Source organism: Saccharomonospora sp. NPDC046836, assembly GCF_040645195.1.
Taxonomy (GTDB): domain Bacteria; phylum Actinomycetota; class Actinomycetes; order Mycobacteriales; family Pseudonocardiaceae; genus Prauserella_A.
Genome location: NZ_JBEYXW010000001.1, coordinates 587,275 through 593,816, shown reverse-complemented (window position 1 = coordinate 593,816; position 6,542 = coordinate 587,275). Strand labels below are relative to the sequence as shown.

The 6,542-nt window shown below is 67.8% G+C and carries 7 protein-coding genes; 6 read left to right on the top strand and 1 reads right to left on the bottom strand.

The features are described 5' to 3' along the window. Nucleotides 1-110: 110 nt before the first annotated feature. The 5 genes from sigM (at nucleotide 111) to ABZ863_RS02975 (ending at nucleotide 4,305) form a co-directional block, all read left to right on the top strand. Entirely contained in the window at nucleotides 111-713 is a 603-nt protein-coding gene (sigM, locus tag ABZ863_RS02995; RefSeq protein ID WP_358530309.1) for an RNA polymerase sigma factor SigM, read from the top strand. Further along, nucleotides 710-1,456, top strand: coding sequence for a hypothetical protein (locus ABZ863_RS02990; RefSeq protein ID WP_358530306.1), 747 nt, complete (start codon nucleotides 710-712; stop codon nucleotides 1,454-1,456). The genes sigM and ABZ863_RS02990 overlap by 4 nt, the downstream gene beginning before the upstream one ends. 139 nt (nucleotides 1,457-1,595) lie before the next feature. Further along, nucleotides 1,596-2,591 (top strand): thioredoxin-disulfide reductase, encoded by a 996-nt coding sequence (gene trxB, locus ABZ863_RS02985; RefSeq protein ID WP_358530303.1) that lies wholly within the window; start codon nucleotides 1,596-1,598, stop codon nucleotides 2,589-2,591. Nucleotides 2,592-2,621: 30 nt separating this feature from the next. After that, complete coding sequence (gene trxA / locus ABZ863_RS02980; protein ID WP_358530300.1) at nucleotides 2,622-2,945, top strand: thioredoxin; 324 nt, start codon at nucleotides 2,622-2,624, stop codon at nucleotides 2,943-2,945. A gap of 214 nt (nucleotides 2,946-3,159) precedes the next feature. Beyond that, the gene (locus ABZ863_RS02975) at nucleotides 3,160-4,305 is read left to right on the top strand and encodes an N-acetylmuramoyl-L-alanine amidase (RefSeq protein ID WP_358530297.1); all 1,146 of its coding nucleotides are present in this window, start codon (nucleotides 3,160-3,162) and stop codon (nucleotides 4,303-4,305) included. Nucleotides 4,306-4,379: 74 nt separating this feature from the next. Here ABZ863_RS02975 and ABZ863_RS02970 read toward each other — a convergent pair whose 3' ends face one another. Beyond that, the gene (locus ABZ863_RS02970; RefSeq protein WP_358530294.1) at nucleotides 4,380-5,018 is read right to left on the bottom strand and encodes a GNAT family N-acetyltransferase; all 639 of its coding nucleotides are present in this window, start codon (nucleotides 5,016-5,018) and stop codon (nucleotides 4,380-4,382) included. A gap of 174 nt (nucleotides 5,019-5,192) precedes the next feature. Between ABZ863_RS02970 and ABZ863_RS02965 the strand changes: the two genes are divergently transcribed. After that, entirely contained in the window at nucleotides 5,193-6,524 is a 1,332-nt protein-coding gene (locus tag ABZ863_RS02965; RefSeq protein WP_358530292.1) for a PLP-dependent aminotransferase family protein, read from the top strand. Nucleotides 6,525-6,542 lie beyond the last annotated feature (18 nt).

Sequence of the window (6,542 nt, the reverse complement as noted above, 5' to 3'; positions counted from 1 at the left end):
GGAGCCATGACGGAGTCATGGTGACCGACGACAACGCGGCGAGGCGCCATCTGGGCACCGCGCAGCCGGTACGCGATGGTTCTCAGACGCGCTCTTAGTAGTCTCTCCCGGTGACCGCAGCAGCGCCCACTGATGCCGATCTCATAGCGGCACATACCGCAGGGGATCCACACGCGTTCAACGAATTAGTGCGGCGGCACCGAGATCGGATGTGGGCAGTCGCGCTGCGCACCGTCCGCGATCCCGAGGAGGCCGCGGACGCTCTGCAGGACGCATTCATCTCGGCGTTCCGCGCCGCCGCGAACTTCCGCGCCGAGTCGCAGGTCACCACCTGGCTGCACCGGATCGTCGTCAACGCCTGCCTCGACCGGGTCCGCAGGCGGCAGGCCAGGCCCACCGTGCCACTGCCCGAGCAGGGCCACAACGAACCGGCCGTGCCCCGCGACTCGATGGCCGAACGCGAGACCCGGCTGGTCATCAAGGCGGCACTCGACCAGCTACCCGAGGAACAACGTGTGCCGATCGTGCTGGTCGACGTCGAGGGTTACTCCGTTGCCGAGACCGCGAAGATGCTGAACATCGCCGAGGGCACAGTGAAAAGCAGATGTGCACGGGGGCGCGGCAAGCTCGCGAAACTTCTCGGACATCTGCGGAACCCTGAACCTGAAGGTGACGTCCCAACTCACGAAAGCAAACCCGGGGAGGGACGATGACGGACGAAAGCAGGGGGTTCGGCGGGGCCGTCGGCCCCCCGTGGTCTGTCGACGTGCTCGCCGATCTGCACGCCGGCGTTCTTAGCGAAAGCGAAGCCGCCGAGCTCTGGCCGCGGGTGAACGCCGATCCGGAGGCACGCGCGATCATCGAGGCACTCGACGCGACGAGTGCCGATCTCGCGAACCTGGCGTCCGCACCGATCGAGCCCATGCCGGCCGACGTCGCGGCGAGGATCGACGCGGCACTGGCGCAGGAGCAGCAGGCGCGCGGCTCGAACGTCGTGAGCATCGGGGCCGCACGCAAGCGGCGGAACCGGGCCATCGGCTGGGGGGCCGGTTTCCTCGCAGCCGCGGCGGCTGTGGTCGCCGCAGTCGTGATCACGGTGCCGAACACCACCAACGACCAGACGGACGGTGTCGCGCAGCCGGCCCCGCCAGCGGCCGGCGCTCCGTCGCTCTCGCTGAGCAGCGGCAACCTCGGCGGAGCGGTCGGCGAGATCAACGGCGTCCGTGACTTCGGCCCGCTCGGCAACGAGCAGCGGCTCGACGCCTGTCTCGAGGCGAACGGCATCGACCCCGACCGTAAGGCGATCGGCATCCGCCCGGCGACGATCGACGGTCAGGAAGCCGTGATCGTCCTCTACACCACGGGCCGGCTCGCGCAGTACCAGCTCGTCGCGGTTGCCGCGGACTGTGGCCCGGACAACCCCGGACTACTGGTCAACAGGACGATCGGCGGCTGACTTTTCCGCAAGGGCCTGTCGTTTCCGTGAGGCGGAAGCGACAGGCCCCTTTCGTTGCGGCCAACATCACGTCGGGAACACCCGCACCTACGATCGTGTTGAGCCTGGTAGTCAGGCGTTGGCGAAGCGGAGGTCACGGGTGGCTGCAGAGGACGTTCGGAACCTGATCATCGTGGGGTCGGGTCCCGCCGGGTACACCGCGGCCGTGTATGCGGCACGGGCCCAGCTGGAACCGCTGGTGTTCGAGGGGACGCAGTACGGCGGCGCACTGATGACCACGACCGAGGTCGAGAACTATCCCGGGTTCCGGTCGGGCATCCAGGGCCCCGAACTCATGGAGGAGATGCGCGAGCAGGCCAAGGTCTTCGGAGCCGAGCTGCGGGCCGAGGACGTCGAGCAGCTGGAGCTGACCGGGCCGGTGAAGTACGTCACCGCGAACGGCACACGCTATGCGGCGCGCGCGGTGGTACTGGCGATGGGTGCGGCGGCTCGCTACCTCGGTGTGCCGGGCGAGCAGGAGCTGCTGGGCCGTGGCGTGTCGGCATGTGCCACCTGTGACGGATTCTTCTTCCGCGACCAGGACATCGCCGTCGTCGGCGGTGGTGACTCGGCGATGGAGGAGGCGACCTTCCTGACCAAGTTTGCGCGCAGTGTCACCATCGTGCACCGCCGCGAGGAGTTCCGGGCCTCCAAGATCATGCTGGAGCGGGCCCAGGCGAACGAGAAGATCCGCTGGAAGCTGAACGCCCAGGTCACCGAGGTGCTCGGCGAGGGCAAGGTGTCCGGGTTGAAGGTCAAGGACACGGTCACCGGCGAGGAGTCCACGCTGGACGTTTCCGGGTTCTTCGTGGCCATCGGGCACGACCCGCGTAGCCAGCTGGCGCGCGGCCAGGTGGACCTTGACGACGAAGGCTACGTGGTCACCAAGGGCCGTACCACCTACACCAACCTCGATGGCGTGTTCGCAGCAGGCGACCTGGTGGACCACACCTACCGGCAGGCGATCACCGCCGCGGGCAGCGGCTGCAGCGCCGCCATCGACGCGGAGCGCTGGCTTGCCGAGAACGCCGGAGTGGGCGAGGCACACGAGGCATCCGAACTAGTGGGTGGCGGCTACGCGACCCGCGTCAACTGACCAGCCGGTCAACACACGACAGGAGTAATGATGACCGACACCGTGAAGGTGACCGACGCGAGCTTCGCCGACGACGTGCTCGCCAGCGACACGCCGGTACTGGTGGACTTCTGGGCCACGTGGTGCGGGCCGTGCAAGATGGTCGCCCCAGTGCTCGAGGAGATCGCCAGCGAGCACAAGGACAAGCTCAAGATCGGCAAGCTGGACGTCGACGCGAACCCGCAGACCGCCCGCGACTACCAGGTCATGTCGATCCCGACGCTGATCCTGTTCCAGGGCGGCAAGCCGGTGAAGCAGATTGTCGGCGCCAAGCCGAAGTCCGCCCTGCTCCAGGACCTCGCGGACGTGCTCTGATCACGTCGATGACCGATGCTTCAGCCCGGGGGTGCGCCGTGGTCGCACTCCCGGGCTTTCGCGTCTACGGGCCCGTATCGGCCGGATAACGTACGGAGTGGGCCTACGCGGTTACGGAGAGTCCGCAAGGCACAATAGGTGCCGCGGGCCGACCGGCCCACAGCCACTGCACAGCACCGAGCGCATTTGGCGCCCAAGGAAGAGCGAGGAGTGCATGCGGGTACTCCGCCGCGGCGACGCTGGCCCGGAAGTCGCCGAAATCAGGTCCATGCTCGCGAGCCTGGACCTGCTACCTCCCGGTGCCGGGACCGGCGGCCATGCAGCATTCGACACCGTGGTCGAGCACGCCGTGCGCGCTTTCCAGCAGCGGCGGGGTCTCATCACCGATGGCATCGTCGGCCCGGCGACGTATCGCGCGCTACGGGGCTCGAGCTACCACCTCGGCAGCAGGCCGCTGGCGTACCTGATCTCCTCACCTGTGCACGGTGACGATGTGTTCGCATTGCAGGAGCGGCTCACCGAACTCGGCTACGACGCGGGCCGCCCTGACGGCGGTTTCGGGCCACAGACCGAACGCGCACTGCGGAACTTCCAGCGTGACTACGGCCTCGTCGTGGACGGCATCTGCGGTTCGGCGACCGTGCGGGCGTTGCGACAGCTGTCACCGCGCGCGCGTGGCGGCCGGCCGGTGTTCCTGCGCGAGCAGGAGCAGGTCCGCAGGGCGGGACCGCGCCTGCGCGGCAAGCGCATCGTCATCGACCCCGGTCATGGTGGTTCCGACCTCGGCGTGGTCGTCGATGGTGTGCGCGAGGTCGACATCGTGTGGGACCTGGCGCGCCGACTCGAGGGCCGGATGAAGGCCACCGGCATGGAGGCGCTCATCTCGCGTGGGCCCGACCAGAGCCCTTCCGAGCTGCAACGCGCCGAGTTCGCCAACGAGGCCGGCGCGGACCTGTTCCTGTCACTGCACTGCGACGGCAACGGCTCGCCGTTCGCGCAGGGTGTGGCGAGCTTCCACTTCGGCACCGGCAACGGCACGACCTCGACGGTCGGCGAGCTGCTCGCCGGCTACATCCAGCGTGAGCTGGCCGCACGTACCGGCCTGCTCGACTGCCGCACGCACCCGAAGACGTGGGAGATCTTCACCCGCACCCGGTGCCCGGCGGTGCGCCTCGAGATCGGCTACCTGTCCAACGACATGGACCGTCGCCGCCTGTCCGACCCGGCATTCCGCGACGTGGTCGCGGAGGGCATCCTCGTGGCCGTCAAGCGGCTGTACCTACTCGGCGAGAACGACCAGCCGACCGGCACGTTCACCTTCGCCGACGTACTCGCTCACGAGCTCGCCAAGGCGGAGTGACCGCTCACGGTGGTGGGACCACCACTGGGTGTGGATAACTCGGCTAGTTGTGCACAGAACTGTGGACAACCGCGCTAGACACGGGTGGTGCTCGGTACCGCGGTCGTGATGGTGACCTGGCCGAGCAGCTTCTCCAGCGCTGCCTCGACGTCTTCCTTCCACGAGCTCGCCGACCGCAGGTCCAGGCGCAGCCGGGGCCACAGCGGGTGCGGGCGCACGGTCTTGAAACCGACACGCTGCAGGAAGGCGGCAGGCACCACACAAGCGTGCCCATCGGGTCCCGCGTCCGGCTTGGCGTCTCCGAAGGCCTCAATGGCCCGTACGCCGCGCCGCGTGAGGTCCTTGGCAACCGCCTGTATCAGCGCGCGTCCCAGGCCGCCACCGCGGAACTCAGGCGCCACATGGAAGGCCGTCAGAAGCACGGCGTCGGGACTGGGCGGGGAAGTGGGGAACGCGTCAGACCGCGGCACCGCGCTCGGCGGCGCGTACAACACGAAACCGACCGGGATGTTCCCGCTGTAGATGATCCGCCCGCACGAGCCCCACTCGAGCAGGATGCCGGAAACCCAGGCCTCCTTCTCGACCTCGGTCTCGCCGAACTCCTCGGCCTGCTCCTTGAGGTGCGGAGCGAGCTCCCAGTACACGCATCGCCGGCAGTGCAGCGGCAACTGCTCCAGGTTGTCCAGCGTGATGCCCACGACGGACCGCGACACCAAACCTCCCCCGGAAACGTGCGCCGACTGAAAAAGCTCTTTCAGCATAGGCCGGTGTGACGACGGCCGGAAACCCGGGAGGGCCGCGGTCGCGTGCCGTTACACTCGCCTGAGATCTACCCGCAGGTAGAAGGACCAACTGCCGAGCGTTTCCGAAGCAGACGGAAGTACACCATGACTGCCTCCCAGCCACCGGAGCACAGACCAGGGTCCGTGCCGGGCCGCCACAACCTCGATCCGCACCTGCACCGTTACGCCGCGCGCACCGCCGGCATGACGGCGTCGGAGATCCGAGCGTTGTTCGCGGTCGCGAGCCGCCCCGAGGTCGTCTCCCTGGCCGGGGGAATGCCCAACCTCGCCGCGCTGCCACTGGACTCGTTGTCCAGCCAGATGGCCGAGTTGATCGCCGACGATGGTCTGGTCGCGTTGCAGTACGGCTCCGCACACGGCGTGCCGGCGCTGCGCGAGCAGATCTGCGAGATCATGGCGATGGAAGGCATCACCGGGCATCCCGACGACGTCGTGGTCACCGTTGGCTCCCAGATGGGCCTGGACATGGTGACGCGGCTGTTCTGCGATCCCGGCGACATCGTCCTCGCCGAGGGACCGTCCTATGTGGGCGCGCTCGGTTCGTTCGCCGCCTACCAGGCACAGGTCGTGCACGTCGCGATGGACGACAACGGCCTCTTGCCGGAAGCTCTTCGCGAGGCGCTCGCGCACGCCAAGCAGCAGGGCAGGCGGGTCAAGTTCCTTTACACGATCCCGAATTTCCACAACCCCGCCGGTGTCACGCTCGCCGTCGAGCGACGCGCCGAGATCCTGGAGATCTGCGCGGCGCATGACGTGCTCGTCGTCGAGGACAACCCGTACGGGCTGCTGGGTTTCGACGGGCAGACCTATCCAGCGCTGCGCTCCCTCGATCCCGACAACGTCGTGTATCTCGGGTCGTTCTCCAAGACGTTCGCCTCCGGGCTGCGCGTCGGGTGGGTACTCGCACCGCACGCTGTACGGGAAAAGCTGGTGCTGGCAGCGGAATCGGCAACGCTGTGCCCGCCCACCCTCAACCAGCTGGTGGTTTCCCGTTACCTGGCGACCCACGACTGGAAGGGGCAGGTCAAGACCTTCCGGGAGAACTACCGCGAACGGCGTGACGCCATGCTTTCCGCGCTCGAGCAACACATGCCGGCCGGCTGCACCTGGACCCGCCCCGACGGCGGTTTTTATGTGTGGGTAACCGTTCCGGAAGGCGTGGACACCAAGGCCATGCTGCCGCGTGCTGTCACCGCGCGGGTGGCTTACGCCTCGGGCACCGGCTTCTACGGCGATGGTTTCGGCAGCAGACAGATGCGTCTGTCCTATTGCTACCCGACGCCGGAGCGCATTCGCGAGGGCGTTCGCCGCCTCGCCGGCGTTCTCGCGTCCGAAATGGACCTTGTGCGGACGTTCGGTAACGTCACGACCCGCGCCATTTCGGGGCCGCAGTTCCCCGGGCCGGACACGGCCTGAGTATCCACTCTCGCTTTT